The organism is Haematobacter massiliensis, assembly GCF_000740795.1.
Lineage (GTDB): Bacteria > Pseudomonadota > Alphaproteobacteria > Rhodobacterales > Rhodobacteraceae > Haematobacter > Haematobacter massiliensis.
The window spans coordinates 69,765-94,102 of the sequence record NZ_JGYG01000010.1 but is presented as its reverse complement, the minus strand read 5'-3'; the positions used below and the strand labels follow the sequence as shown (position 1 = coordinate 94,102).

Annotated in this window: 29 protein-coding genes; 17 read left to right on the top strand and 12 right to left on the bottom strand. The window is 63.8% G+C overall.

The features are described from left to right. The first annotated feature begins 25 nt into the window (after positions 1–25). The 3 genes from sciP to CN97_RS14480 all read left to right on the top strand — a co-directional run bounded on the left by sciP (position 26) and on the right by CN97_RS14480 (position 2,171). Positions 26–313: a CtrA inhibitor SciP gene (sciP, locus tag CN97_RS14490; protein WP_035712855.1), complete on the top strand. Its 288-nt coding sequence runs from the start codon at positions 26–28 to the stop codon at positions 311–313. 80 nt (positions 314–393) lie between these two features. Beyond that, complete coding sequence (ctrA, locus tag CN97_RS14485) at positions 394–1,113, top strand: response regulator transcription factor CtrA (protein WP_035712854.1); 720 nt, start codon at positions 394–396, stop codon at positions 1,111–1,113. Positions 1,114–1,169: 56 nt separating this feature from the next. Then, entirely contained in the window at positions 1,170–2,171 is a 1,002-nt protein-coding gene (locus CN97_RS14480) for an LLM class flavin-dependent oxidoreductase (RefSeq protein WP_035712852.1), read from the top strand. Between the two features lie 59 nt (positions 2,172–2,230). Here the strand turns inward: CN97_RS14480 and CN97_RS14475 are convergent, their stop codons facing one another. Together CN97_RS14475 and CN97_RS14470 are read right to left on the bottom strand one after the other, a co-directional pair. Continuing rightward, complete coding sequence (locus CN97_RS14475) at positions 2,231–2,953, bottom strand: Bax inhibitor-1/YccA family protein (RefSeq protein WP_035712962.1); 723 nt, start codon at positions 2,951–2,953, stop codon at positions 2,231–2,233. Positions 2,954–3,099: 146 nt separating this feature from the next. Further along, the gene (locus CN97_RS14470) at positions 3,100–3,336 is read right to left on the bottom strand and encodes a DUF1127 domain-containing protein (protein WP_084684185.1); all 237 of its coding nucleotides are present in this window, start codon (positions 3,334–3,336) and stop codon (positions 3,100–3,102) included. Between the two features lie 122 nt (positions 3,337–3,458). Here CN97_RS14470 and CN97_RS14465 point away from each other — a divergent pair, with 122 nt between their 5' ends. The 3 genes from CN97_RS14465 to CN97_RS14455 all read left to right on the top strand — a co-directional run bounded on the left by CN97_RS14465 (position 3,459) and on the right by CN97_RS14455 (position 5,839). Further along, the gene (locus tag CN97_RS14465) at positions 3,459–4,349 is read left to right on the top strand and encodes a LysR family transcriptional regulator (protein ID WP_035712850.1); all 891 of its coding nucleotides are present in this window, start codon (positions 3,459–3,461) and stop codon (positions 4,347–4,349) included. A gap of 238 nt (positions 4,350–4,587) precedes the next feature. Next, complete coding sequence (locus CN97_RS14460; protein WP_035712849.1) at positions 4,588–4,947, top strand: helix-turn-helix domain-containing protein; 360 nt, start codon at positions 4,588–4,590, stop codon at positions 4,945–4,947. 91 nt (positions 4,948–5,038) lie between these two features. Continuing rightward, entirely contained in the window at positions 5,039–5,839 is an 801-nt protein-coding gene (locus CN97_RS14455) for an inositol monophosphatase family protein (RefSeq protein ID WP_035712848.1), read from the top strand. 22 nt (positions 5,840–5,861) lie between these two features. Here the strand turns inward: CN97_RS14455 and epmA are convergent, their stop codons facing one another. Continuing rightward, a complete protein-coding gene (gene epmA / locus CN97_RS14450) occupies positions 5,862–6,899 on the bottom strand; it encodes an EF-P lysine aminoacylase EpmA (protein ID WP_035712847.1) in 1,038 nt (345 codons plus the stop codon). 123 nt (positions 6,900–7,022) lie between these two features. On the opposite strand from epmA, the gene efp reads away from it, so the two are divergent. Next, a complete protein-coding gene (gene efp, locus CN97_RS14445) occupies positions 7,023–7,589 on the top strand; it encodes an elongation factor P (RefSeq protein WP_035712845.1) in 567 nt (188 codons plus the stop codon). A 168-nt stretch (positions 7,590–7,757) separates the two neighbouring features. On the opposite strand, the gene CN97_RS14440 is transcribed toward efp, so the two are convergent. The 3 genes from CN97_RS14440 to CN97_RS20735 form a co-directional block, all read right to left on the bottom strand. Next, entirely contained in the window at positions 7,758–7,949 is a 192-nt protein-coding gene (locus CN97_RS14440) for a heavy-metal-associated domain-containing protein (protein ID WP_035712844.1), read from the bottom strand. A gap of 67 nt (positions 7,950–8,016) precedes the next feature. Continuing rightward, on the bottom strand, positions 8,017–8,274 hold the full coding sequence (locus CN97_RS14435; protein WP_035712842.1) for a hypothetical protein: 258 nt from the start codon (positions 8,272–8,274) through the stop codon (positions 8,017–8,019). Further along, positions 8,265–8,702, bottom strand: a complete 438-nt coding sequence (locus tag CN97_RS20735) for a zinc-ribbon domain-containing protein (protein ID WP_088217549.1) — start codon at positions 8,700–8,702, stop codon at positions 8,265–8,267. The genes CN97_RS14435 and CN97_RS20735 overlap by 10 nt, the downstream gene beginning before the upstream one ends. A gap of 155 nt (positions 8,703–8,857) precedes the next feature. Here CN97_RS20735 and CN97_RS14430 point away from each other — a divergent pair, with 155 nt between their 5' ends. Genes CN97_RS14430 through CN97_RS14415 form a run of 4 tightly spaced genes read left to right on the top strand, consistent with a single transcriptional unit; the run spans position 8,858 to position 11,785 of the window. Beyond that, entirely contained in the window at positions 8,858–9,532 is a 675-nt protein-coding gene (locus tag CN97_RS14430; RefSeq protein WP_035712840.1) for a cell division ATP-binding protein FtsE, read from the top strand. A 5-nt stretch (positions 9,533–9,537) separates the two neighbouring features. Beyond that, positions 9,538–10,434 carry a cell division protein FtsX gene (locus tag CN97_RS14425; protein ID WP_035712960.1) on the top strand — a complete coding sequence of 299 codons (897 nt, stop codon included), beginning with the start codon at positions 9,538–9,540 and terminating at the stop codon, positions 10,432–10,434. Continuing rightward, on the top strand, positions 10,434–11,183 hold the full coding sequence (locus CN97_RS14420) for a lysophospholipid acyltransferase family protein (protein WP_035712838.1): 750 nt from the start codon (positions 10,434–10,436) through the stop codon (positions 11,181–11,183). The genes CN97_RS14425 and CN97_RS14420 overlap by 1 nt, the downstream gene beginning before the upstream one ends. After that, positions 11,180–11,785, top strand: a complete 606-nt coding sequence (locus tag CN97_RS14415; protein ID WP_035712836.1) for a pyridoxamine 5'-phosphate oxidase family protein — start codon at positions 11,180–11,182, stop codon at positions 11,783–11,785. The genes CN97_RS14420 and CN97_RS14415 overlap by 4 nt, the downstream gene beginning before the upstream one ends. 68 nt (positions 11,786–11,853) lie before the next feature. Here the strand turns inward: CN97_RS14415 and CN97_RS14410 are convergent, their stop codons facing one another. From CN97_RS14410 to hisF, 3 genes are all read right to left on the bottom strand, one after another. Beyond that, entirely contained in the window at positions 11,854–12,813 is a 960-nt protein-coding gene (locus tag CN97_RS14410) for an acetyl-CoA carboxylase carboxyltransferase subunit alpha (protein WP_035712834.1), read from the bottom strand. A gap of 70 nt (positions 12,814–12,883) precedes the next feature. Further along, on the bottom strand, positions 12,884–13,198 hold the full coding sequence (locus CN97_RS14405) for a phosphoribosyl-ATP diphosphatase (RefSeq protein ID WP_035712832.1): 315 nt from the start codon (positions 13,196–13,198) through the stop codon (positions 12,884–12,886). Next, positions 13,195–13,956 (bottom strand): imidazole glycerol phosphate synthase subunit HisF, encoded by a 762-nt coding sequence (gene hisF / locus CN97_RS14400; protein WP_035712831.1) that lies wholly within the window; start codon positions 13,954–13,956, stop codon positions 13,195–13,197. Before hisF ends, CN97_RS14405 begins: the two co-directional genes overlap by 4 nt. Positions 13,957–14,098: 142 nt before the next feature. On the opposite strand from hisF, the gene CN97_RS14395 reads away from it, so the two are divergent. Further along, positions 14,099–14,392, top strand: coding sequence for a YciI-like protein (locus tag CN97_RS14395; RefSeq protein ID WP_035712959.1), 294 nt, complete (start codon positions 14,099–14,101; stop codon positions 14,390–14,392). Here the strand turns inward: CN97_RS14395 and hisA are convergent, their stop codons facing one another. After that, positions 14,393–15,115 (bottom strand): 1-(5-phosphoribosyl)-5-[(5-phosphoribosylamino)methylideneamino]imidazole-4-carboxamide isomerase, encoded by a 723-nt coding sequence (gene hisA, locus CN97_RS14390; protein WP_035712829.1) that lies wholly within the window; start codon positions 15,113–15,115, stop codon positions 14,393–14,395. Between the two features lie 167 nt (positions 15,116–15,282). Here hisA and CN97_RS14385 point away from each other — a divergent pair, with 167 nt between their 5' ends. Then, positions 15,283–15,777 (top strand): DUF2147 domain-containing protein, encoded by a 495-nt coding sequence (locus CN97_RS14385; RefSeq protein WP_248700099.1) that lies wholly within the window; start codon positions 15,283–15,285, stop codon positions 15,775–15,777. Positions 15,778–15,832: 55 nt separating this feature from the next. Here the strand turns inward: CN97_RS14385 and CN97_RS14380 are convergent, their stop codons facing one another. Together CN97_RS14380 and CN97_RS14375 are read right to left on the bottom strand one after the other, a co-directional pair. Continuing rightward, positions 15,833–16,876, bottom strand: coding sequence for a FliG C-terminal domain-containing protein (locus CN97_RS14380; protein ID WP_035712828.1), 1,044 nt, complete (start codon positions 16,874–16,876; stop codon positions 15,833–15,835). 75 nt (positions 16,877–16,951) lie between these two features. Next, positions 16,952–18,625 carry an alpha/beta hydrolase gene (locus CN97_RS14375; RefSeq protein WP_051911271.1) on the bottom strand — a complete coding sequence of 558 codons (1,674 nt, stop codon included), beginning with the start codon at positions 18,623–18,625 and terminating at the stop codon, positions 16,952–16,954. 150 nt (positions 18,626–18,775) lie between these two features. Here CN97_RS14375 and ku point away from each other — a divergent pair, with 150 nt between their 5' ends. The 4 genes from ku to CN97_RS14355 all read left to right on the top strand — a co-directional run bounded on the left by ku (position 18,776) and on the right by CN97_RS14355 (position 24,334). Further along, complete coding sequence (gene ku / locus CN97_RS14370; protein WP_035712827.1) at positions 18,776–19,612, top strand: non-homologous end joining protein Ku; 837 nt, start codon at positions 18,776–18,778, stop codon at positions 19,610–19,612. Positions 19,613–19,615: 3 nt separating this feature from the next. Next, positions 19,616–22,141: a DNA ligase D gene (gene ligD / locus CN97_RS14365; protein WP_035712826.1), complete on the top strand. Its 2,526-nt coding sequence runs from the start codon at positions 19,616–19,618 to the stop codon at positions 22,139–22,141. Positions 22,142–22,269: 128 nt separating this feature from the next. Continuing rightward, on the top strand, positions 22,270–23,070 hold the full coding sequence (locus CN97_RS14360) for a division plane positioning ATPase MipZ (protein ID WP_035712825.1): 801 nt from the start codon (positions 22,270–22,272) through the stop codon (positions 23,068–23,070). A 163-nt stretch (positions 23,071–23,233) separates the two neighbouring features. Then, positions 23,234–24,334 carry an ABC transporter substrate-binding protein gene (locus tag CN97_RS14355; RefSeq protein WP_051911270.1) on the top strand — a complete coding sequence of 367 codons (1,101 nt, stop codon included), beginning with the start codon at positions 23,234–23,236 and terminating at the stop codon, positions 24,332–24,334. Positions 24,335–24,338: the final 4 nt, after the last annotated feature.

Genomic DNA, 24,338 nt, shown 5'->3' with positions numbered 1-24,338 from the left:
AACGTCGGTGGAGAGGAAGTCGAGCATGTATCTTAAAAAAGTGGGCGGACGGCGTACCGTAACCCTTCCCGATGGCACCATTCTGTCACGCGCGGACCTGCCGCCTCCCGATACCCGGCGCTGGGTTGCAAGCCGGAAAGCCCTCGTGGTGCGCGCCGTCACATATGGGCTGCTGTCCCGGGAAGAAGCTATGGATCGCTACGCGCTGTCGGAGGAGGAACTGGATCTGTGGTCAAATGCAGTTGCCACCTACGGGGAAAGTGGCCTGAAAGTCACGACAATTCAGCGGTATAGACAACCATCGGTTGAATGATATCTATATTCATCCACGGTAACGTGTAATTAACCCTTCTACCGCAGGGTGAAACCGTTAAGCTAACCGGAGGGATGATAATGCGAATTCTGCTGGTGGAAGATGATCCCACCACTGCGCGCAGCATCGAACTGATGCTGAACCACGCGAACCTCAACGTCTATTGCACGGATATGGGGGAGGAGGGCATCGATCTCGCGAAGCTGTACGACTACGACCTGATTCTGCTGGATCTCAACCTGCCGGACATGAACGGTCATGAAGTCCTTCGCCAGCTTCGCATGGCAAGGATCTCCACGCCGATCCTGATCCTCTCCGGGTCTGACGACACGGATTCCAAGATCAAGGGTTTCGGCTTCGGCGCGGACGACTACATGACCAAGCCGTTTCATCGCGACGAGCTTATCGCCCGCATCCATGCGATCGTCCGCCGGTCCAAGGGGCACTCGCAACCGGTCATTCCGACCGGCAAGCTCAGCGTCAATCTGGACGCCAAGACGGTGGATGTCGCTGGCCGTCCGGTTCATCTTACCGGCAAGGAATATCAGATGCTGGAACTTCTGAGCCTGCGTAAAGGGACGACGCTGACCAAGGAGATGTTTCTCAATCACCTCTATGGAGGGATGGACGAACCGGAGCTGAAGATCATCGACGTCTTCATCTGCAAGCTGCGCAAGAAGCTGTCGGAGGCAACCGGCGGAGAGAACTACATCGAAACGGTGTGGGGACGGGGATATGTGCTGCGCGATCCCTTGGAAGACGCAATGCCGGCGAAGGCCAAAGCAGCGCTCAGCGCCTGAACCACGGTTTCATTCCTCCCTTTCCCGCCCCACATAGGAAGGGAAAGGGGAAGACCATGCAATATTCACTCCTCGACCTCGCGCCTATTGGCGAGGGGCAGAGTATCTCCCAAGCCTTTGCGAACAGCCGGGATCTTGCCCAGCACGCCGAGAAATGGGGCTACCACCGGTTCTGGCTTGCCGAGCACCACGGCATGCCGGGTATCGCCTCGGCCGCGACTGCCGTCGTCATCGGGAACGTCGCCGAAGCAACAGAGAGGATCCGTGTTGGAGCAGGCGGCATCATGCTGCCCAACCACTCGCCACTTGTGATCGCCGAGCAGTTCGGAACGCTGGCGGAGCTTTATCCAGGCCGCATTGATCTCGGCCTTGGACGGGCGCCCGGCACCGACATGGCGACTGCGCATGCCCTTCGGCGCAGTCACGACAATGGTGACGGTTTTCCGCAGGACGTGGTTGACCTCATCCGCTTCATGGGGGATGCGGATCCTGCAGCCCGTATCCGCGCGGTTCCGGGCGAGGGAACGCATGTCCCGGTTTGGATTCTTGGGTCTAGCCTCTTCGGCGCGCAACTGGCGGCATACTTGGGGTTGCCATATGCCTTCGCCTCGCATTTCGCCCCTGCGATGCTGGCCCAGGCTGCCGAGACATACCGCAGCAGTTTTCGCCCCTCTCCGCAGTTGGAGAAGCCGCATTTCATGATGGCGATAGGGGTCTTTGCGGCGGATACGGATGCGGCGGCGAAGTACCTGCGGACGTCGATGATACTGTCATTCGCCCGTCTGCGCACCGGTCAACCCGGTAAATTTCCGCCCCCGGTCAAGGATATCGAAAGTCTCGTGCCGGCATCTTTGCGGGCCTCCGTTGAAGAGGCGCTGTCCTGCTCCGCGACCGGTTCACCTGAGACCATCCGCCGGGAATTGAGCGCGCTGATAGAGCGCTATCGCCCCGATGAGGTCATGCTGACCGGACAGATACATGACCATGCCGCGCGTCTGCATTCTTTCGACCTGGCAGCAAAGGCCATGCAGGAGATAGGCGCAGAGGCTATGGTGTAGAGCCGTACGAAAAAGGGCCGGTCGTAACGACCGGCCCCCTTGCCTTGTGAGCGGCCCGCTTATTCGCGGTTGCCCATGAACTGCAGCAGGAACATGAACATGTTCAGGAAGTTCAGATAAAGGCTCAGCGCACCCATGATCGCGGATTTGCCCAGCCATTCGGTGTCGCCGGTGCTCGCCATCTGCACATAGGTGCTTTTGATGTTCTGCGTGTCATACGCCGTCAGACCAGCGAAGATCAGAACACCGATCACGGAGATCGCAAACATTACCGCGGGCGAGCCAAGGAAAATGTTCACGATGGACGCGACGATCAGGCCGATCAGACCCATCACCAGGAAAGTGCCCATGCCCGACAAGTCGCGCTTGGTCGTATAGCCGTAGAGGCTCAGGCCCGCAAAGGCGATCGCGGTGACAAGGAAGGTCTGCGCAATCGAAATGCCGGTATAGGCAGCAAAGATATAGCTGATCGACAGGCCCATGAGCGCCGCAAAGAGGAAGAACACCCCCTGCGCGGCGGATTGGCTAAGCCGGTTGATCATGGCGCTGAAGCCGAAAACGACGATCAGCGGGGCAAACATCACCACCCATTTCAGCGGCGAGCCGAAGATCTGTGCCAGCAGCGCCGGGTTGGAGCCGACGAACCAGGCCACGAGCGCCGTCACGCCGAGACCGGCGGACATAAGTCCGTAGACCTTGTTCATATGAGCGCGAAGACCCTCATCGATCTGCGCGGTTCGGACACCCGCCTGACCCATGCGGACCGAATTGTAGTCTGCCATCAATTCCTCCATATATTCAGCAATCTCCCCGGCTCCAGACAGAGGCCGGGTGATCTCCCCCAATTTCGGTATCGCGGCAATATCTTTCAAGCGGGTTAAGCCACCGGCCATTCAGGCCGGGGCTATCAATATCGGCTTGCTATCCCTTAGCGGCGCCAATGCGATGGCACATCCCATGCGCGCCGTTTCACTTCGCCGTCCGCCTCGTCACGGCTCAGACCGATATCGTCGAGAAGCCTGTCGTCCAGGGCGCCGAGATGCAACCGCTGACGGCGGAGGGATTGCGCGTCAAGAACGCGATCCGTAAGTGATTTCCGGGTGTTGCGAGCCGTTCCGGTGTTGCTGATGAAACGGCTTAAAGGAGCTGTGAATACACCGAACATGATCCGACCTCTTGTTTTGACCGGTACCTCGACCGGTCATCTACGATTTCTGCTGTCAGATATGAGGTCTGTCATGATATAATGAAAACGAATGTTTGTGCTGTATATCATCAAGGTGTGTGATGCTCAGAAATCTCGATCTTGTCGCCCTGCGTTCATTTGTCACGGTGGCGGAATCCGGTGGCGTGACACGGGCCGCCGGCCTTCTGAACCTGACGCAATCCGCCGTGTCGATGCAGATCCGGCGACTGGAGGATTCACTCGCGCTCCAGCTCTTCTGTCGCAGTGCACGACGGATGTCGCTTTCGGCGGAAGGGGAGCAGCTCCTCACCTATGCGCGGCGAATGCTTGAACTGAATGATGAAGCGCTCGCCCGGCTGACAGCGGATGTCTATGAAGGCGAACTGCGCATCGGTGTGCCGCATGACATCGTTTATCCGCAGATTCCGATGATCCTTCAGCGGTTCGCCGCGCTCTATCCCCGGATGAGGATCAATCTCGTCTCCTCCTTCACGACCACGCTGAAAGCCGCTTTCGGGCGGGGAGAGCTGGATTTCATCCTGACGACGGAAGAAAACGTGAGTGAGGACGGCGAGGTTCTGGCTGAGCGAGAGCTGGTGTGGATCGGCGCTCCGGGGGGAACGGCAGCGCAGAAACGCCCGCTGCGGCTGGCATTCGAGGAACGCTGCCGATTCCGGCCGCTGGCGATTGCAGCGCTTGATCGTGCCGACATACCGTGGGAGATGGCGTTCGATGGTCAATCGGAGCATGTGATGGAGGCGACGGCAGCGGCGGACCTGGCGGTCACGGTTCGGATCGACGGCGTGCTCCCGCATGGGTGCGCTCTCGTCCCGTCGGAGGCCAATCTGCCGGACCTGGGCTGGACGCAGATCTGCCTTTATCGGGCGGGCGGAGGCAACAAGGAGATTCGCGACGCGCTCGCGCAGGCGTTCCGTCAGGCCTATGGAGGGCAGGGGTTGCGCGAGCCTTTGCGGTTGCACGTTGCAGAATAGGAAATCAGCAGCAGAATTTTTGCTTTCTGCAAATGAGAAGCTTAAAATACTGCGGCTTTTCTTCTAAAATTTTTCAAAAGTGTGAGTGAGCCCGCATAAACTTGTTCACCTCAGAGTTGATAAAAGTTATAAAAGTAATTGCCGAAACTTTTTGTGGTTGCGGCATTCTGGTTGGCACGAAATTTGCTTATTTAGGTTATGGGCGCCTTTAGGTTTCCCGGTTAGTGAGGAGTGAGTGATGAAGCACCCCGTCGATGTGCATGTCGGCAAGCGCGTCCGCCATCGTCGTTGGATGGTTGGCATGACGCAGCAGCAGCTTGCGGATAAAGTCGGCATCAAGTTCCAGCAAATCCAGAAATATGAAACGGGAATGAACCGCATCAGCGCGTCCCGTCTATGGGATATCGCCGAGGCACTCGCGGTACCGGTCAGCTTCTTCTTTGAAGGGCTCGAATCGGATGCCCCCGATAGGGTGGCCGAGGGGGATATCCTCGCCGACAAGGAAGCGCTGGAACTCGTCCGCTCCTACTATGCTATCCCGGAAAACCAGCGCCGCCGGCTGTTTGAGCTCGCGCGTGTTCTCAGCGACGCGGCCTGAAAGCCCGCGGTTTCAAACGCTCTCCCGGCGCCGGCCCGCTTGACGGGCCGGATGCGGACCGCTACCGGCAGTCTATCCGCCGGAGCATATCATGACGATCGACGCAGAAACCCGCGCTTCCCTCATCACGACGGCGGATGCCTTGGCCGACGCGGCCCGCACGGCGACGCTGCGACATTTCCGCAGTCTCGGCCTCTCGGCAGAGAGCAAGGAGATCGCCCGGTTCGATCCTGTCACCGTCGCAGATCGGTTGGCGGAGCAGGAGATGCGCGCCATTCTTTCTCGCGAGCGTCCGCAGGATGGCATTCTCGGCGAGGAGTTCGGGCGGGAAGCGGGCAGCAGCGGCCTGACCTGGGTGCTCGATCCGATTGACGGCACGCGCGGCTACCTGTCCGGCACCCCGACCTGGGGCGTGCTGATCTCCGTCGCAGACGCAGACGGCCCGGTGTTCGGGCTGATCGACCAGCCTTATATCGGTGAGCGCTTCCGGGGTGGGCTTGGCATGTCGGAGATGGATGGCCCCCAAGGGCGGCGGGTGCTGAAGACCCGTCCCCCCCGCCCGCTCTCGGAAGCCATCCTGTTCTCGACATTCCCCGAAGTCGGCAGCCCGGAGGAAGGGGCGGCTTTCCGCCGAGTCTCGGAGGCTGCGCGGCTCACGCGCTACGGAATGGATTGCTACGCCTATGCGTTGGTTGCTGCCGGGCAGATCGATCTGGTGATCGAAGCGGGCCTGCAACCCTATGACGTGCAGGCCCCCATCGCAGTGATAGAGGCGGCGGGCGGCATCGTGACCGACTGGCGCGGAGGGGCAGCTCATGACGGCGGGCGGATCCTTGCCGCCGCCAATGCGGACATCCATGCCGAGGCAATGGCGCTGTTGAACGGCCAGTGATCACAGAGGGGCGGCCCGCTGATCAGGGAACAGGCGTCCAGACAACCATGTCGATCCGGGGGGCGCCCGTGGCCAGCATCACCAGCCGGTCGAAACCCAGCGCGATACCGCTCGCAGGCGGCATATGCGGCAAGGCTTCCAGAAAATCCTCATCCAGCGGATAGCGCTCCCCGTAGACACGTTGTTTCTCGTCCATTTCGGCGATGAAACGACGCCGCTGTTCGACGGCATCGGTCAGCTCCCCGAAGCCATTCGCCAGTTCGACCCCGCAGGCATAAAGCTCGAACCGCTCGGCCACGCGGGCGTCATCCGGCGTCCTGCGGGCCAGCGCGGCCTCCACCGCCGGATAGCGGTCGAGCACGGTCGGGCGGCCAAGGCCCAGCCGCGGCTCCACCCGTTCCACGAGAATGCGGGAGAGGAGGTCGGACCAGGTGTCATCCTCTGCAACCCGGGTGCCGATCCTGCGCGCGGCCGTGGCCATAGCCTCGCGGTCCGGCTGGCCATCGGGATGCAGCGTCGCCAGCAGGTCGATGCCGGCGTAACGGTCAAACGCCTCGGCGACGCTCAACCGCTCCAGGGGCGCAAAGGGATCGCAAGTCCGGTCGCGAAAGCGGAACGCCGATGCGCCTGTCGCCGCCGCGGCAAGACGCATGATCTCGGCGCAATCCGCCATCAACCGCTCATAGGGCGCGCCCGCACGATACCATTCGAGCATGGTGAATTCCGGGCTGTGCAGCGCGCCGCGCTCCCGGTTGCGCCAGACATGGGCGAAGGCGGCGATGCGCGTCTCGCCCGCCGCGAGCAGCTTCTTCATCGCAAATTCGGGGGAAGTGTGCAGATACATCTGGCGCGTTTCGCCCGCATTACCGATGGCCTGGGTGGCAAAGGCATGCAGATGTGCCTCGTTCCCCGGAGAGATTTGCAGAGCTGCGGGATCGACCTCCACGAAATCCTCCGCCGCGAACCAGCCTCGCAGGGCAGCCTGAATGCGGTTTCGGGCCAGAAGCACGGGGCGGCGGTCGGCGTGGCGGTCGGGGGTCCACCAGGGCGTATCGGTCATGGGCGGATGGTCCTGCGGCTTTCGGCTGGAATTTCCGGGCGGAATGCGCTAGGGCCTCCGGCCAAGTGGCGGCGGCTTACGCGACCCGCTGCCAAAGCTCAAGGACAAGCTCAAGGAAAACCCGTGAAAGTCATCGCCTCCTCGCTCCGCAAGGGCAATGTCGTCGAACTGGAGGGCCGGCTCTATGTCGTCCTCAAGGCCGAGAACTTCCATCCCGGCAAAGGCACGCCGACCACCTCCGTCGACATGCGCCGCATCTCCGATGGGGTGAAGGTTGCCGAACGCTGGCGCACGACGGAGATGGTGGAAAAGGCCACGGTGGACGAGCGGGAATACGACTTCCTCTATGAGGATGGCGAAGGTTTCCACTTCATGAACCCGGAGAACTACGAGCAGCTTACCGTCTCCGCCGATGTGGTGGGGGACGACAAGGTGTTCCTGACTGACGGGATCAAGGTCTATCTGCGGACCTTCGAAGGCGTCGCCATCGCCATGGAACTCCCGCAGAAGCTGGTCGTGGAGATCGCGGAGACCGAGCCGGTGGTGAAGGGGCAGACCGCCTCCTCCTCCTACAAACCTGCGCTGGCGACCAACGGCGTGCGCGTCATGGTACCCCCGCATATCGGCGCGGGCACCCGCATCGTCATCTCCACCGCCGACAACAGCTATGTGGAGCGCGCGAAGGACTGAGTCTTTCGACCGCTGGAAAGGTAAGGGCTGCCGGGAGAACCGGCAGCCCTTTTTCATGAAAGGCGGGGCCCTCCCGGGATCAGTGGTGCCTGAAAGGCTTTCTCAATGCGCAACGATGAACGTCGGCCGATCTCGCAGACCATGAGTGAATAGACAAAATCCTGGGGCCTACGCCGTTTCCGGCGTGTAGCCTGCCTCGCGTATGACATCAGCCGCCCGCGCCGCATCCCCGTTGACCGAAACCAGATGACGGGAGAGGTCGATGTCCACCCGCGCCTCCGGCATCGCCTGCGCGAAGGCCTTCTGGATCGTCGCGACGCAATGGCCGCAACTCATATCGTTGACGATGAAATCCTGCATGGATGCCTCCTGATCTTTCCCACGATATGGTCCTTCCAGTCAGGGGAAGGTCAAGAGGGCGCATGGATCACCCTTGCAGCGCGCCGATCACGGGAGCGGCCAGATCGCGGATCCAGCTTCTCGCCGCATCCACATTCTCCACATAGGTGGCGATATAGGGCGCGAGCGCGGGCATATCCCCGGCCAGCCCAGGTCCGACGATATAAAGCGCGACAAGACAAGCGACGAGAAGGAGTCCGCAGGCAAAGCCGATGCGGAAGCGCCGGCGGCCTTGCTCGCCTTCCTCTTCGTTGGCGAAGTCCTCCAAGGCCTGGTTCACCGGCATGTCGACGGGGCCGGGAGCCGGCTCCCAGTTGCGGGGTCGGGCAGGAGCCGCCACGGGGTGCGCAGACTTGGCGGGGGGGCCGCAGCGGTGTCACGCTGTGCGGTTGTCTGCGGTTGTACCGGGGCCGCTGCGGCCGGAGGAACGGGGGACGCCGCTTCCGGCACCGCAGGCTCGACCGTCGCCGGCGGGGTTTCGCTTTGGCGATTCGGGCTGCGCCTTGCTTCCGCTTCGCGCGCGGCCTCCTCCCGCAGGACGTTCAGCACGTCCGCATCCACCGGCCTTCGGGGAAGGGCGGCGGGGGCCGCATCCTCTCGCGCCTGGAACCAGCCGTGGCCACATGCCGCGCATTGCACCTCCCGCCCCTGCGGGGGGATCGCCGTATCGGAAATTTCGTACTGCGCACCGCAGTTCGCGCAAATCAGCCGCATCTGCCCTCGACCCGCGTCTCGCGGTGGATCCTAACTTTCCGCTGTTGTAACAAGGCGCCGGCGTCAATCCAAGCCCGGCTCTACCGGTGGATGAAACGTCCAGAGCGGTCGTAGAAACCGCGCCGGCACGGGGCCGGGCAGCATCGGAGAAGTCGTTGATCGAATTTCAGAACGTCGCCTACAGCTATGGCGGAGGGGAGTTGCTGGCCGACATGTCGCTGCGCCTTGCTCCCGGATCGTTCCACTTCCTGACCGGGCCTTCCGGTGCGGGCAAGACCACGTTCCTCAAGCTGTGTTACGGGGAACTCGTGCCGACCAGCGGCGCGCTGCGCATCTTTGGCGAGGACGTCGTCGGCCTGCCACGCGATGCCGTCGCCGACATGCGCCAGCGGATCGGCGTCGTGCATCAGGACTGCCAGTTCCTCGATCACCTGCCGCTGGCGGAGAATATTGAACTGCCGCTTACAGTTGCCGGGCGGGGCGATGAGGCGGAAGCCTATCTTCAGGAACTGCTGGCCTGGGTCGGCCTTTCCCGTCAGGCGGAGGCGTTGCCGCCCGAGCTTTCCGGCGGGGAACGGCAGCGTGCGGCGCTGGCGCGGGCGATCATCACCTCTCCTGACGTCATTCTGGCCGATGAGCCTACGGGCAACGTAGACTGGGAGATGGCGCAGCGTCTGATCTCGCTGCTCATCGAGCTGAACCGGATGGGCAAGGCCGTGGTGATCGCCACGCATGACATGAACCTGATCCGCTGGGCCAAGGGACGGGTGGCGGCGCGCGTGCTCCGCATCCGTGGCCGCAGGGTGCAACTTGCGGGGGTAGACCTGTGAACGCGGTGACAGCCTACCTTTCCTCGCTCGCGGCTCTTCTCCAGCCGGATGGTGCCTCCGACCGCGTTGTCCCCCCCTCGGGCAATCCGGCGAAGCTCACGCTGTTCACTGCGGCTGCCATGGCCTTCCTCGCTGTCTTCGCGCTGGCGCTTTCCACTGCAGCGGGGCGCATCGCCTCTGACTGGTCCTCTGCACTGGACGGGGCGATCACGCTGCGTATTTCCGCCCCGGAGGAGGAGATGGCGCGCCAGACGGATACCGCGCTTTCCGTCCTCGCATCCACTCCGGCGGTATCGGGGGCGCGGGCGCTTTCGGCGGATGAGGCGCGGGCCCTGCTGGAGCCGTGGTTTGGCGCCGACCTGCCAGTGGAGGAGCTGCCGATTCCCCAGCTCATCGAGGCCCGCACAGCCAGCGGTTTCGACGTAGACGCGCTTCGCCTCCGGTTGAGCGCGGAAGTCCCCGGCGCGGTGGTGGACGACCATAGCCGCTGGCGTGCACCGCTCGTCTCGGCGGCGAACCGGCTGCGCTTTCTGGGCATTGCCTCCGTGCTGGTCATCGGAGCGACAACGGCGGCCATGATCGCGCTGGCTGTGGGCGCGGCGCTTTCGGCCAATGCCCAGACGATCCGCGTGCTCCGGCTGGTGGGCGCGCGGGACAGCTATATCGCGCAGGCTTTCGTACGCCGCTTTACCTTGCGCGCGCTTGGCGGCGCGGCGGTGGGCACGGTGATCGCGCTGCTCGCTCTCGCGCTTCTGCCGTCGGGGGAGGATGCGGTGCTGAAAGGGCTGGGCTTCCGGGGCGCGGGCTGGCTCTTGCCGCTGCTCGTCCCGCTGGCCGCAGCGGCGGTGGCGCTCGCCGCAACCCGGACAGCGGCCCTGAGGACATTGCGCGGCTTCCAGTGATGCGACGGTACCTCCCCCTCCAGTATGTCCTCTCGTTCGTGTTCATCGTCCAGATGTACGTGATGATGGCCGTGTTGGCGGTGGTGTTCATGCCCGCCGTCCTGCTCCGGCGCGAGACCGCCTATACCGCCTGCCGGACCTATTGCCGCTGGGTGCGCTGGTCGGCGCGCTGGATCGTCGGGCTGTCCTCCGAAATCCGGGGCGATGTGCCCGAGGACGAGGTCATCATTGCCTCCAAGCATCAGTCGTTCTTCGACATCATCCTGATCGTCTCTGCCGTGCCGCGGCCGAAGTTCGTGATGAAGAAAGAGCTGCTCTGGGCCCCGATTGTCGGCTTCTACGCCAAGCGTATCGGCTGTGTCGCGGTCGATCGCAGCAAGCGGGGGCGGGCGCTGCGCGAGATGGTTGCGGAGGTAGCGGCGGGACGGTCCATGCCCGGACAGCTCATCATCTTTCCGCAAGGCACCCGCGTCGCTCCCGGAGCTACAGAGCGCTACAAGGGAGGAGCCGCCGCGCTCTATCTGGAACTCGGCCAGGACTGCGTCCCTGCGGCGACGAATGTCGGCGTGTTCTGGCCGCGGCACGGGCTGCTCAGGCGGCCCGGTCACGCGGTGATGGAATTTCTACCGCGCATTGCGCCCGGTCTTGAACATCACGCTTTTCTGGAAACACTGGAGGACAGGGTCGAAACCGCCTCGGATGCGCTGATGCGGGAGGCCGGATTCCCGGTGCAGGAGGCGCTGCCATGAAAACCATTTCCGACATAACGGAGCTGGAGGCGCTTTACGGCACACCTGCGCCCGCCGCCGCCCGCAAGGTAACGGCTGGCCTGACACCTGAGTATCGCCGCTGGATGGCGGCGTCGCGGTTCTGCCTCGTGGCGACGGTCGGGCCGGAGGGAACGGACTGCTCTCCACGCGGGGACGATGGGCCGGTCGTCAGGATTGCCGAGGACAGGACACTGTTCCTGCCGGACTGGAAGGGCAATGACAGGATCGACACGCTGCGAAATGTCGTGCGCGATCCCCGCGTCTCGCTGCTCTTCATGGTGCCTGGATCGAATAACGTCCTTCGCGTGAACGGGCTTGGCGCGGTCACGGCGGATGACGATCTGCGTGAGAGTTTCGCGCGAAAGGGGTTGCTTCCGCGGAGCATCATGGTGGTCGAGACGCAGGAGGTCTACTTCCAATGCGCGCGGGCGCTGATGCGATCTCGCCTGTGGACAGCGGGGGATGAGGCGGCAGGCCTGCCGACGCCGGGAGAGATGCTCGTGGCCGCAACCGCCGGGCAGGTGGGTGGCCCGGAGTATGACCGGACATGGCCGGAGCGCGCGGCGAAGACGATGTGGTGACCGGTGAGCAGGCATGTTCGCGCGCCCATTGGCATTCGAACATGCGCCCCCGTTTCAGACCATGCCGATCAGGCAGCCAGCGTCTTTGACCCCATGTCCAGGAACTTCCGCCGCCGCTCCCGGATGAGATCCTCGCGGCCCAGGCCGTCAAGCTCGCCCAGCATCGCCGCTATAGCGTTGCCCACGCCCTCGATCGCGGCGGCCGGGTCGCGTTGCGCGCCGCCAAGCGGCTCCTTGACGATCCGGTCGATGACGCCGAGCTTGTGAAGATCCTGGGCGGTGAGCCGCAGGGCCTCCGCCGCCTCCCGCATCTTCTCCGCATCCTTCCAAAGAATGGAGGCGCAGCCCTCGGGAGAGATCACCGAATAGACGGAATGTTCCAGCATGGCGAGCCGGTTTGCCGTGGCAAAGGCGACCGCGCCGCCCGAACCACCCTCACCGATCACCACGCAAATCAGCGGCACGCCGATCTTGAGGCACTTCTCCGTGGACCGTGCGATGGCTTCCGCCTGTCCGCGTTCCTCTGCACCCTTGCCGGGATAGGCGCCGGGCGTGTCCACGAGCGCAACCACCGGCAACCGGAACCGGTCCGCCAGATCCATCAGCCGGATCGCCTTCCGATAGCCCTCCGGCCGCGCCATGCCGAAGTTGCGGTCGATCCGGGTGGAGGTGTCATGCCCCTTTTCCTGACCGATCACGACCACGGGGCGGTCGTTGAACCGCGCAAGTCCGCCCATCACGGCGTGATCGTCAGCAAAGCCGCGATCACCGGCCAGTGGCATCCAGTCGCTGAACAGCGCCTCGATATAGTCCTTGCAATGCGGCCGGTCCGGGTGGCGCGCAACAAGACACTTCTGCCATGGCGTCAGCCCCTTGTAGAGGTCGCGCAGCAGTGTCTCGGCTTTCTTGTCGAGGGCGGCGGCCTCCTTCTCGACATTCGTCTCCGGATTGGCGCGCGCCATGTTCCGAAGTTCCTCCGCCTTGCCCTCGATCTCGGCCAGAGGCTTTTCGAATTCGAGATAGGTCATCCTGTGCTCCGCTTGGGTTTGACGGCTATATGGACCGAGGCCGGGCCGAATGCAACTTTTCGCCCGGGTGCTACCGGGGACGGGCGGCCTTCTCGGCGATGCCGGAAGTGCCTTCGCGCCGTTCCAGCTCGGCCATGACGGCGGAGAGCGGCACATCGCGGGCGGTCAGCATGACAAGCATGTGATAGAGGACATCCGCTGCCTCCGATGCGAGCCGCTCGCGGTCACCGCGCACGGCCTCGATGATGGCCTCCACCGCTTCCTCGCCGAATTTCTCCGCACATTTCTCCGGCCCGCGGGAGAGGAGCTTCGCCGTCCACGAGCTTTCGGGATCGGCCCCCTTGCGGGCCTCCACGGTGGCGGCCAGACGTTCGAGCGCGGTCATGCGAGCCTCATCGGAATACCGGCGGCGGCCATGTGCTCCTTGGCCTCGCGGATCGTGTAGGTGCCGAAGTGGAAGATCGAGGCGGCGAGCACCGCGGAGGCATGGCCTTCCGTTACCCCTTCCACCAGATGGTCGAGCGTGCCGACACCGCCGGAGGCGATCACGGGGATGGAGACGGCATCGGCCACGGCGCGGGTCAGCGGCAGGTTGAAGCCCGAGCGCGTCCCATCCCGGTCCATCGAGGTAAGCAGAATCTCACCCGCTCCGCGTTCGGCCACCGTGCGGGCAAACTCCACGGCGTCGATGCCCGTGGACCTGCGGCCGCCATGGGTGAAGATCTCCCAGCGGCCCGGTTCCACCGTCTTGGCGTCGATGGCGACCACGATGCACTGGCTGCCGAAATGGTCCGCCGCGCGCGCCACCACGTCCGGGTCGGCCACTGCGGCGGAGTTGAACGACACCTTGTCCGCACCCGCCAGCAGCAGCGCGCGTACATCCGCGGACGTCCGCACACCACCGCCCACCGTGAGGGGCATGAAGCATCGCTCCGCCGTCCGGGTCACGAGGTCATACATCGTACCGCGGTTTTCATGCGTCGCGTGGATGTCGAGAAAGCACAGCTCATCCGCGCCCGCCGCGTCATAGGCTTCTGCCGCGGCGACGGGATCGCCCGCATCCACCAGATCGACGAAGTTGACGCCCTTCACCACGCGGCCGTCGGCCACGTCCAGACAGGGGATGATGCGGGTCTTGAGCATGCTTGAAATCCTTCCCCGCGCGTCTTAGCGCAAAGCCGCGTCCGGGCCAATGGGCGGCTGCAGCGGGAAGCGCAAACTGGGGAAAGGCCCGGTTGCGGAGATGCGCGCAGCTTGCGATGCTGCCCCGCAAAGGGAGCATGTGATGCACTGGCTTTTGATCTATGACTACGTGGATGATTATCTGGAGCGACGGGAAGCGCTGCGGGCGGATCATCTGGCCCATGCGCGCGCAGCCGTGGCGCGGGGAGAGCTGGCCCTGGGCGGCGCCTTTGCGGATGAACCGCCCGGTGCGGTCATCATCTTTCGCGCCCCCTCGCGGGACGTTGTCGAGAGTTTCGCCAGAACCGATCCCTATGTGGTGGGCGGCCTGGTGAAGGGCTGGACCGTACGCCAATGGACGACCGTCGTGGGCGAGGGGGCGCTAACCCCCCTCTGATCAGTCCTTGAGCGCGGCCAGCGCCGCGCCAAGATCAATGGCGCCGTCGTAAAGCGCACGACCGGAGATTGCGCCATTCAGCGGCGCCCCGGAGCCTTTCAGAGCGATGAGATCGGCGATGGAGGAGACGCCGCCCGAAGCGATCACCGGGATCGAAACCGCCAGCGCCAGCGCGGCAGTGGCAGCGACATTCGGCCCCTGCATCGCCCCGTCGCGGTCGATGTCGGTGTAAATGATCGCGGCTACGCCCGCATCCTCAAACGAGCGGGCGAGATCGGTGGCCTGGACCTCCGTCTCCTCCGCCCAGCCACGGGTCGCAACCCGGCCGCCGCGTGCGTCGATCCCCACGGCAACCTTGCCCGGAAACGCCCGTGCCGCTTCGCGCACAAGCTCAGGATTCTCGACGGCCACGGTCCCGAGGATCACGCGCGCGAGCCCGCGATCCAGCCAGCGCTCGATGGTGGCCATGTCGCGGATACCGCCGCCGAGCTGCGCGGGAACGTCAACCGCTGCCAGTATCGATTCCACCGCCTCGGCGTTGACCGGATGGCCTGCAAAGGCACCGTTGAGATCGACCAGATGCAGCCATTCGCACCCAGCGGCGACAAAGGCCCGCGCCTGTGCGGCCGGATCGTCGGAAAAGACCGTCGCCTGCTCCATCGCACCCTTGTAGAGGCGCACACATTGCCCGTCCTTGAGATCAATCGCCGGATAAAGGATCATCTGCGCCCTTTCGAGAAACTCCGCCCGCCTGATAGCTGGAAGCCACCCTGACGGGAAGAGGCGAAGGCTGTGCCCCTGAAAACGGCCTCGTGCCCTTGACCCGACGTTCAGGCTTGCGCGGTTCTGAAGTCGTGGCAGCATTCCGCCGGAGGAGAGGGAGGATGATGATGGAAAAAGCTCACCATGGTGGGGCGGGATCGGGTGCTTTTGGCGGAAACCCGCGAGCATCGCTTGCTGGCAAGTCCCCGCTGGGAGGCCGTTGTGCGAACTGGCGCGCCGGCCTTGCGGTAATCGGCCTGTGCCTGATGACAGGCGGGGCAGCCTTCGCCGCGGATCCGGCGCAAGGCGCATGGCTCACCCAGCCGGATGACAATGGCCATTTCGGACGGGTAGAGATCGCGCCTTGCGGCGACAGGCTTTGTGGCACGCTTACCGAGGCATTCGGGGCGGATGGCAAATCGGTGCCCTCCGACCGGATCGGGAAGCGGATTGTCTGGGACATGCAGCCGGCGGGCGGCGGTCGCTATGAGAACGGCCAGATCTTTGCTCCGGATCGCGGCAAGACCTATGCATCCAAAATGACGATGGCGGGGGACAAGCTGACCGTTTCGGGCTGTGTGCTGATCCTCTGCCGCAGTCAGGTATGGTCGCGGGCGAAGTGACGGGGGTTGCCGAGCCGATGTGCCTCATCTGGCTTTGCCCCTGACACGCCTTTCGTCAGACTTCGCTGGCACGGAAGGTCAGCTCTCCCGATGAAATAAGGTCGCGGATGCGGGTGACCACCGCATTCTGCGCCTTTTCGCTTTGTTTCAGCGCGCTCTCTGGGAGGAGCGCGATTTCCTCGGCCAATCCTGCGGCAAGGCGCTGGGAAATGTTTTTCAGAATGAAGGTGGAGGCAGCGGCTTCTGGCTTACGCGTTCCAGCGAGTGCGAGGAGTAGTTCGGTCTGATCCATCCCTCGGACAATCCGGGCGATATCCCGCGGCTCGATACGCTCTGGAATGTCGGCATAGGTGAAGATCGCGCGCCTGACCCGCCCGGCAAGCTCCGCGTCCTCCTCCTCCAGCCCCTTCAGCACATCCTCCCGCATCTCGTTGCCGGAGGAATTCAGGATGGCCCCGATCCGCTCGACCGGACCTTCGTCGAAGGCGGCGCGGGCCTGGGCTTCGATCGGTCCCGCGAGCGTGATCCCGATGCGAGCAACCATTTCTGGCGCAATCCCTCCCGTCAGGGACATGGAATAGGCCAGCCGCCGCGCGCGATCACCCGGCAGCTTGCCGAGCAGGGTAGCGGCCCGCCCCGTGGGCAGCTTCGAGATGAGCACTGCGCCGACCTCCGCGCTCTCGCGCTCCAGCAGCGCCAGCAGCGGCTCGTCCGCCTGGGCCAGCACGAGATCCCAGGGATCGTTTACCTCGCCGGTTCGCGCAAGGCGGCGAAGACGGGTAATGGCGGGTGTGCTGAGTTGATCCGACAGCAGGTTCAACGCCCCCTCCAGCCCACCGGGAAAGGCGAGACCCACGGCCTCCAGCTCCGCCACGAACTCCTCGATCACCGAGACCAGCGTCTCCCTGTCCACAAGCCGGAGCCGCGCGAGCTCCCGCGTAAGGGATTCCTGCATTCCGACGGGCAGGCTGGAAAGGGGTACCTCCGCCCCTTCCGCCAGAAGGAGCCGCACCATGATCGCGGCTTTCTGCGGCCCGGAGAGGGATTTGCGTGCAGGGGCGGGTGGAACGGGAGAAATGGCGAGGGCGGCAGCGGACATCGGATCTCCTACAGGCTGGAAGACCTCACTCTGCCACGGGCGGGTTAATGGCGGATTAGCGTCGCGCGCGGATCGTCACGGCCCGGCGGGAACAGGTTTGTTTCGCAACTCCGCCGCCAGTTTCCGCTTGAGCCTGTCGATGTCCGGTGCGGTCCAGCCAGGGGGCTCCGTCAGCGCGACCCAGCCATCCACGTAATGCTCCGGCGCATAGACATGCCCGTAGCCCATGGGCGTGGTGGTCGCCGTCATCATGTCCAGCACGAGCTGCAGGAACGTCACGATCGGATACCAGCGGAGCTTTGGCGACACGTCCGGCCCCCGATCGGCAAGCCATTCGGGAGAAGTATAGGCATAGGAGGGGCTGAAAAAGGTAATCGGATCGGACGCATACTGAAGGTAGATGATGCGGATCAGCCCCCATGGTGCCGTCGCTTCGTTAAGATGGTTCGTCTGGTTGGTGAACCGCACGAGCGCGCCTTCCCCGACCCTTGGCAGCCAGGCGGGACTTCCCGGGTTGCGGTCGTTCGTCATCTGCCGCCACGTGGGGGTCTGGAAGGGCGGACCGGCCCAGAATGCACCCTGAAACGGATCGTCGATCACCGTCAGGAGATTGGCCGAAAGGTCTGAGTTCAACGCGCCGAGGCTCAGGCCATGCAGGTAAAGCCGGGGGCGGGCATCGCGCGGCAGGCGGTGCCAGTAGTCGTAGATCAGGTCGAATACGGCGCGCGCGGTTTCATCGCCGATATCCGGATCCACCAGCAGCGCGAGCCAGCTTGGCAGGTGCGAATACTGAACGGTGACCGTCGCGACATCGCCGTTTTCGAGATACTCCAGCGATCGCTGGCTGGCCGGATCCAGCCAGCCGGTGCCCGTCGGCGTCGCGATGACCAGAACGGAACGTTCAAAGCCGCCCACGCGGATCAGCTCCTCAAGCGCGAGCTGCGCCCGCTCCCGCACCGTCTCGGCGGAGGCGACCCCGACATAGACGCGTATGGGTTCCAGCGCCGGACGGCCCGTGAATGCAGCGATATCCCCTTGCGTCGGTGGTGACGTGATGACCTCCCGCCCCGCACGGCCCAGCGTCTTCCACGCGATGAGAGAGGCGGGGCTGCCTGTCTTGCCCGGTTCCTCCGGCGGGCGGATCCCGTCTTCCACCAGCGTGTCGAACTGCCGGTAGGAGGCGTCCAGCGCGCCAACCGCCTGACTGACGAGCACACCGTTGCCGATCATCCAGAAGATCGCGGAGACCACCACCAGCGCCAGGATGTTCGACACCCGCCGGGGCACATGACTGCTGAGATAGCCCGACACCCACCGGATCATCAGAGCGAAAAGCCGACCGATGAGCACGAGGATGAGGAAGACCGCCAACGCGATACAACCCACCGTATAGGGCCGCGACGTCTCCACCGGGGAGAGGCCCATGAGCAGGCGGATGGAATTCTGCCATTCGGAAGCGTTCCAGAGGAAAAAGAGCGCAATCCCGCCGCAGGCGACGCTCGCCGCGATCTTGAGCGCCAGCACATCCCAGCCGGTCCGGTTCGTCGGAAGCTCAAGATAGTCCCAGAGCCAGCGGAGGAACACACCGAACCCGTATCCCAGCGCCGCGGACATGCCGGTCAGCACGCCTTGGAAAACAGGATTTCGCGGGATGAGACTGGGAGCGAAGGAGGCCGCGAGAAACAGGGTTCCCAGCAGCACACCGAGACCGGAGAAGCTGAGGGCAAACTGAGATATATGCCGGTGCATGGCCGCCCGCTGAGTGCTGTCTGGCGCAGTCTAAACGCTCGCGGTCGGTTCGGGCAAGCGGCGGAGAAGGCGCTTTCGCCAAATGCCGACTACGGGGAACGAACGGGGTCGTCGCAGCGTTGGGCGGGATCATTTCGGCGGGAGAGGCCCATGGCACCGCGCGCGCTTTGGAAGGGCTTTCTGAAGATAGATGAGCTGGTGTGTCCCGTGGCGCTTCACGCGGCGGCCTCCACAGCGGAGCGTATGTCTTTCCATATCATCAATCGCAAGACCGGCGACCGGGTCCGGCGCGAAATGGTGGATGAGGAGACTGGCAAGCCCGTTCCGCGGGAGGATCAGGTCAAGGGATATCGGACGGAGGAGAACCGCTACATCCTGCTCGACCCGGAGGAGGTGGCGAGCGCGGTCCCGAAGTCGGACAAGACGCTGGATGTTTCCGGGTTTCTGGCCTGCGACGCGATTGAAACGGAATATTTCGACAAACCCTATTACCTGACACCGGCGGATAGCGGCGCGCGCGCGGCATATGGGCTGATCCATGCCGGCCTGGTGCGGGAGTCGGCAGCAGCGATTGCCGATGCCGTCCTGTTCCGCAAGGAGCGGGCCTTGCTCATCCGACCGCATGACGGTGGCCTCGTTGCTCATACGCTCAAATTCGACTATGAGGTGAGAAGCGCCGCAGATGCCTTTGACACCATTGGAGATTATGACATAGGCGGCGAAATGCTGGATCTCGCGAAACACATCATCGAGACGAAGCGCGGCGCGTTCGATCCGGAAAAGTTCGAGGACCATTACGATGCCGCTCTGGCAGCGCTGGTGCAGGCCAAGATCGCGGGGCGCGCGTTGCCCAAACCCAAGCCCCGGAAGGAGGAGAAGGTGGTCAGCCTGATGGAAGCACTTCGCCTCAGCGCGGGTGGAAAACCCAAGCCGAAAGCCGCTCCCAGAAAATCGTCCAAGAAGCCCGCACAGAAGAAGAGCGCCTGACGGATGGCGCTGGAAACATACAATGCCAAGCGGGATTTCAGCCGGACCGCCGAGCCTCAGGGCAAGGCCCTGGCAGGTGAAGGTGGCCTTTACGTCATCCAGAAGCACGACGCGCGGCGATTGCATTACGATCTGCGGCTCGAGCTTGACGGTGTCCTGAAAAGCTGGGCCGTGACGCGCGGACCGAGCCTTGACCCGGCGGAGAAGCGCTTGGCGGTCGAGGTGGAGGATCACCCGCTCGATTACGCGACGTTCGAGGGCACCATCCCGAAGGGTCAATACGGCGGAGGCAGCGTCATCGTCTGGGACAAGGGGCATTGGCGGCCGGATTTCGACCCGCATGCCGGTTTGAAGAAGGGCCATCTGGAATTCGAACTGGACGGGGAGAAGTTGCGAGGTCGCTGGCATCTCATCCGCATGAAACCCAGACGGGGCGAGAAGCGGGTCAACTGGCTGCTCATCAAGGCGGAGGACGATGAGGCGAGGGAGGCGGGAGACATCCTGAAGGAGGAGCCGCGTTCCGTTGCAAGCGGCCGGACGGTGGAGGAGGTGGGCAAGGGGGCGCGCGCGCCCACAAAGGCTTCACAAGGCGGCGTCGCCGGCAAGGCGAAGAAAACAGCCGCGCCGCGCGAGGCTGGCGCGACCGAGACCCGGCAGGACAAATCGGAAAACACCGCAGATAGACCGATCACCCGGGTGCGCACGACAAAGGCCGAGCAGGGTGAGCGGGAAAAGCTGCCGGATTTCATCGAACCCATGCTTGCGACACTTGCAAGGCACCCTCCGTCCAGCGGGGACTGGCTGCACGAGATCAAGTTCGACGGCTATCGGCTGTTGGCCCGATTGGAGAAGGGGAACGTGCGCCTGCTCACGCGGAGCGGGCTGGACTGGACGGAGCGGTTTGCCGGGCCGCTGACGGAGGCGCTGGAAGGGTTGGACGCCCGCGCGGCGCTCATCGACGGTGAATTGGTGGTGGAGAAGCCCTCCGGGGCCTCGGATTTCGGGGCCCTGCAGGCCGATTTGTCGGCCGGGCGGGCAGACAGGTTCGTCTACTATGCTTTCGACCTTCTGCATCTGGACGGCTATGGCCTGCGCTCCCTGCCTCTGGTGGACAGGAAGGCGGCGCTGGAGCGCCTCATTCCGGGTCAGGGCGCGGTTCGGTTCAGCGCGCATTTCGACGATGCCGGTGCAGATGTGCTTGCCCATGCGTGCGGGCTTAGCCTGGAGGGGATCATCTCCAAGCGGAGTGCATCCGCCTATGTATCGGGGCGCGGGCGGGACTGGCTGAAGGCGAAATGCGCGCTTCGTCAGGAATTCGTGATCGGCGGGTTCACCCAGTCCACCGCCACGCCGCAGGCCATTGGTTCGCTGGCCTTGGGAGTGCAGGAAGCGGGGACGCTGCGCTATGTCGGGCGCGTTGGGACGGGGTTTACGGCGGAGGTGGCCCATGACCTCTGGTCCCGCCTGACAGATCTGGAAACGCGCGACAACCCCTTCAGTACGCGGCTGGATTCAACCGCGCGGCGTGGGCTTCAGCATGTCCGACCCGAGCTTGTCGCGGAAGTCGAGTTCCGGGCATGGACATCGGACGGGCGCCTGCGCCACGCGTCGTTTCGCGGGCTGCGGGAGGATAAACCTGCGGGAGACATCGTGCGGGAGGAAGAAGCCGTGGAACGTCCCGAGAATGTAGAACTCACCCATCCCGACCGAATCTATTGGCCGGCAGAGGGTGTGACGAAAGCGGATCTGGCCGATTACTACACGCGGGTCTGGCCGCGGATCGCCCCCTTCGTCACCGGTCGCGCGCTGGCACTGCTGCGGTGCCCGGAGGGAATAGAGGGGCCGAGTTTCTTTCAGAAGCACGCATGGCGCGGCATCCCGGAGCAGGTCCGTCAGGTAAAAGATCCCAAGGCCCCGGAAGACCCCTTTGTCGCGATCGACGATCTCGATGGGCTGATCGCACTCGTGCAGTCCGCCGTCCTCGAGATTCACCCCTGGGGCTCGACGCTGCAGAGCTGGGAGAAGCCTGACATGATCGTCATGGACCTCGACCCCGGAGAGGGCATTACCTGGCCCGATATCGTGAGCGCGGCGGGCAAGGTGCGTGAGCGGCTGGAGGACGCGGGGCTTGCGGCCTTCGTCAAGACCTCCGGTGGCAAGGGGCTGCACGTGGTCGCGCCGCTGACGCCGAAAGCGACATGGCCCAGTGTGAAATCCTTCACCAAGTCTCTTGCGGAAGCGATGGCCGCGGACGAGCCGGACCATTTCGTGGCGACGATCAGCAAGGCCAAGCGCAAGGGCCGGATCCTGGTCGATTACCTGCGCAATCAGCGTGGGATGACGGCGGTTGCCCCTTATTCCACCCGTGCGCGCCCGGGGGCCGCGGTTTCGATGCCGGTACCATGGGAGGTGCTCCCCGAAATCGGCCCGCAGGATTTCACCGTGCTGAACATAGCAGAGCACCTTTCCAGCGATCCATGGGAGGCGTTCCGGGACTCGGCCAAACCACTGCCGTCGCGGCGGAGATGAGATGGACCGCGCGAAATGATGCAGCGCGGCCACGGTCCTGAGAGAGTGGCTCACCCGCTTTTCATAACGAAACCGCCCTCCTATAGTCGCTTCGCGCCAGGGTGAGCGCGACAGGACGGGAAGCGGGCGTGGCGCATTTCATCATTGTCGGAAACGAAAAAGGCGGCTCCGGCAAGTCCACGACCTGCATGCATGTGGCCACTGCTCTTACCCGGATGGGCCATCGCGTCGGCGCTTTGGACCTTGACCTCCGGCAGCGGAGCTTCGGACGCTATGTGGAAAATCGCGCGGCTTTCGTGCGGCGCTCGGGAATAGATCTTCCAACGCCGACCTACCGGATGCTCCCCTCTGACCAGCCGCCGGAGGGGCAGGACCATGCCGACTGGGCGATCTCCAGCGCCCTGGCGGAGCTTGAGCCGGTTTCGGATTTCATCCTCATCGACTGTCCTGGCTCCCACACCCGGTTGAGCCAGCTGGCCCATTCCATGGCCGACACGCTCATCACGCCGCTCAACGACAGTTTCGTGGATTTCGACCTGCTGGCCCGGACGGATCCCGATACCGGAAAGGTTACAGGCCCGTCGATCTACGCGGAAATGGTCTGGGCTGCGCGGCAGGCGCGTTCCGCCGCGCGGCTGCGGCCCATCGACTGGCTTGTGGTGCGCAACCGACTTGGCGCCCAGCAGATGCACAACAAGAAGAAGGTGGGCGAGGCGCTGGACCAGCTGTCACGCCGCATCGGCTTTCGTGTGGCTCCTGGCTTTTCCGAACGCGTGATCTTCCGGGAACTGTTCCCGCGCGGGTTGACCCTGCTGGATCTCAAGGACGTGGGGGTTGAGAACCTCAACATGTCCAATATCGCCGCGCGGCAGGAGTTGCGCGATCTGATGAAGGAACTGAATCTTCCAGGCGTGACGGTGGACTTCTGAAATGCCGCGATATCAGGCATTTCCAATGAACTCTGCCTGTCATCGGGGTGTCACTCAACCCGCTTATTGCGTTGCGCGGCTTTTGCGGCTTACCTGATTCCGCGCCGGGATCCGGGGCCAAGAAGGGATTGGCGCGAATTGCGCCCCGATAGGGAGTTTATTCATGTTCCGACACGCTCTGATCGCCGCCACGGCGGTTGCTGCGATTCTTGGCCCTGTTGCCGCTTCGGCGCAGTCACTCGACGCGCTCATCGAGGGGGCGAAGAAGGAGGGCATGCTGACCACCATCGCCCTGCCGCATGACTGGTGCGGCTACGGCGAGGTGATCGCCGGCTTCAAGGCCAAATATCCCTTCCTGACCATCAACGAACTGAACCCGGACGCAGGCTCCGCCGATGAGCTCGAAGCGATCCGCGCCAACAAGGACAACAAGGGCCCGCAGGCGCCCGATGTCATCGACGTGGGATTCTCCTTCGGCCCGCAGGCGAAGGAAGAAGGGCTGATCATGCCCTACAAGGTTTCCAGCTGGGAGACGATCCCGGAGGCAGCCAAGGATGCGGACGGCTACTGGTACGGTGATTACTACGGCGTGCTTTCCTTCATGGTGAACAAAGACCTGATCGACGAAGTGCCGAAGGACTGGTCGGACCTGCTGAAGTCCGACTACGCCAATTCGGTCGCGCTGGCGGGGGATCCGCGCGCCTCCAACCAGGCGATTCTGGCAGTGCTTGCGGCTGGCATGGCCACGGGTGCCGAAGCCGGAGAGGCGGCGGGCAAGGCCGGGCTGAACTACTTCGCCGAGATGAACAAGGCCGGGAACTTCGTCCCGGTGATCGGCAAGGCAGGAACGCTGGCCCAGGGAGCGACGCCCATCGTCATCTACTGGGATTACAACGCGCTCTCCGCCCGCGACACGCTGAACGGCAACCCCCCGGTGGAGGTCGTCGTGCCCGCATCCGGCGTTCTCGCGGGGGTGTATGTGCAGGCGATCTCCGCCTATGCGCCGCATCCGAACGCCGCCAAGCTGTGGATGGAGTATCTCTATTCCGATGAGGGTCAGCTTGGCTGGCTCAAGGGTTACTGCCACCCGATCCGGTTCAACGATCTCGCCTCCCGCGGGGTGATCCCGAAGGAGATGATGGACGCGCTGCCCCCTGCAGCCGCCTATGAGAAGGCGGTCTTCCCGTCGTTGGAGGAGCAGGAGGCGAACAAGGCGGCCGTCACCGCTGGCTGGGACAGCGTCGTCGGCGCGAACGTCCAGTAACAGG

Bases quoted from the DNA above. Each gene is read 5' to 3' on its own strand.
- sciP (WP_035712855.1), top strand. From the start codon at position 26: ATGTATCTTAAAAAAGTGGGCGGACGGCGTACCGTAACCCTTCCCGAT.
- ctrA (WP_035712854.1), top strand. From the start codon at position 394: ATGCGAATTCTGCTGGTGGAAGATGATCCCACCACTGCGCGCAGCATC.
- CN97_RS14480 (WP_035712852.1), top strand. From the start codon at position 1,170: ATGCAATATTCACTCCTCGACCTCGCGCCTATTGGCGAGGGGCAGAGT.
- CN97_RS14475 (WP_035712962.1), bottom strand. From the start codon at position 2,953: ATGGCAGACTACAATTCGGTCCGCATGGGTCAGGCGGGTGTCCGAACC.
- CN97_RS14470 (WP_084684185.1), bottom strand. From the start codon at position 3,336: ATGTTCGGTGTATTCACAGCTCCTTTAAGCCGTTTCATCAGCAACACC.
- CN97_RS14465 (WP_035712850.1), top strand. From the start codon at position 3,459: ATGCTCAGAAATCTCGATCTTGTCGCCCTGCGTTCATTTGTCACGGTG.
- CN97_RS14460 (WP_035712849.1), top strand. From the start codon at position 4,588: ATGAAGCACCCCGTCGATGTGCATGTCGGCAAGCGCGTCCGCCATCGT.
- CN97_RS14455 (WP_035712848.1), top strand. From the start codon at position 5,039: ATGACGATCGACGCAGAAACCCGCGCTTCCCTCATCACGACGGCGGAT.
- epmA (WP_035712847.1), bottom strand. From the start codon at position 6,899: ATGACCGATACGCCCTGGTGGACCCCCGACCGCCACGCCGACCGCCGC.
- CN97_RS14440 (WP_035712844.1), bottom strand. From the start codon at position 7,949: ATGCAGGATTTCATCGTCAACGATATGAGTTGCGGCCATTGCGTCGCG.
- CN97_RS14435 (WP_035712842.1), bottom strand. From the start codon at position 8,274: ATGCCGGTGAACCAGGCCTTGGAGGACTTCGCCAACGAAGAGGAAGGC.
- CN97_RS20735 (WP_088217549.1), bottom strand. From the start codon at position 8,702: ATGCGGCTGATTTGCGCGAACTGCGGTGCGCAGTACGAAATTTCCGAT.
- CN97_RS14420 (WP_035712838.1), top strand. From the start codon at position 10,434: ATGCGACGGTACCTCCCCCTCCAGTATGTCCTCTCGTTCGTGTTCATC.
- CN97_RS14415 (WP_035712836.1), top strand. From the start codon at position 11,180: ATGAAAACCATTTCCGACATAACGGAGCTGGAGGCGCTTTACGGCACA.
- CN97_RS14410 (WP_035712834.1), bottom strand. From the start codon at position 12,813: ATGACCTATCTCGAATTCGAAAAGCCTCTGGCCGAGATCGAGGGCAAG.
- CN97_RS14405 (WP_035712832.1), bottom strand. From the start codon at position 13,198: ATGACCGCGCTCGAACGTCTGGCCGCCACCGTGGAGGCCCGCAAGGGG.
- hisF (WP_035712831.1), bottom strand. From the start codon at position 13,956: ATGCTCAAGACCCGCATCATCCCCTGTCTGGACGTGGCCGACGGCCGC.
- CN97_RS14395 (WP_035712959.1), top strand. From the start codon at position 14,099: ATGCACTGGCTTTTGATCTATGACTACGTGGATGATTATCTGGAGCGA.
- hisA (WP_035712829.1), bottom strand. From the start codon at position 15,115: ATGATCCTTTATCCGGCGATTGATCTCAAGGACGGGCAATGTGTGCGC.
- CN97_RS14385 (WP_248700099.1), top strand. From the start codon at position 15,283: ATGGAAAAAGCTCACCATGGTGGGGCGGGATCGGGTGCTTTTGGCGGA.
- CN97_RS14380 (WP_035712828.1), bottom strand. From the start codon at position 16,876: ATGTCCGCTGCCGCCCTCGCCATTTCTCCCGTTCCACCCGCCCCTGCA.
- CN97_RS14375 (WP_051911271.1), bottom strand. From the start codon at position 18,625: ATGCACCGGCATATATCTCAGTTTGCCCTCAGCTTCTCCGGTCTCGGT.
- ku (WP_035712827.1), top strand. From the start codon at position 18,776: ATGGCACCGCGCGCGCTTTGGAAGGGCTTTCTGAAGATAGATGAGCTG.
- ligD (WP_035712826.1), top strand. From the start codon at position 19,616: ATGGCGCTGGAAACATACAATGCCAAGCGGGATTTCAGCCGGACCGCC.
- CN97_RS14355 (WP_051911270.1), top strand. From the start codon at position 23,234: ATGTTCCGACACGCTCTGATCGCCGCCACGGCGGTTGCTGCGATTCTT.